General features: G+C 83.0%; 1 pseudogene. It reads left to right on the forward strand.

The annotated features are described in order from the left end of the window. A pseudogene (locus LCE31_RS33015) lies at positions 1-125 on the forward strand (isocitrate lyase/phosphoenolpyruvate mutase family protein); the annotation flags it as partial. Between the last annotated feature and the right edge of the window lie 222 nt (positions 126-347).

Raw genomic sequence — 347 nt, forward strand, 5'->3', positions numbered from 1 at the left:
CCCCCGGCCCCGCCCCCGCGGAACTGGGCCGCCTGGGCGCGACCCGCATCACGTTCGGCCCGGGCCTCCAGCGGCGCGCGATGGCCGCGGTGCGGGACATCGCGACGGAGCTGCTGGGCGGCTGAGGCCGGTCCGGATCAGCCGGCATCCGGCCGGGACCGGCCTCCCGTTCACAACGACCTCCCCGAACGTCCCACCCGTTCCACCGATCCCACGGTAGGAAACGGAGAAACGCCCGGGGGCCCCCCCCCCGGGGGGGGGCCCCGGCGGCCCGGGCCCCGGGCCGGCCCCCGGCGGGGCGCCCCGGGGGGGGAGGGGCGGGGGGGGGCCCCGGGGGGGGGCGGGGG

Source organism: Streptomyces sp. 8L (assembly GCF_020176795.1).
Lineage (GTDB): Bacteria > Actinomycetota > Actinomycetes > Streptomycetales > Streptomycetaceae > Streptomyces.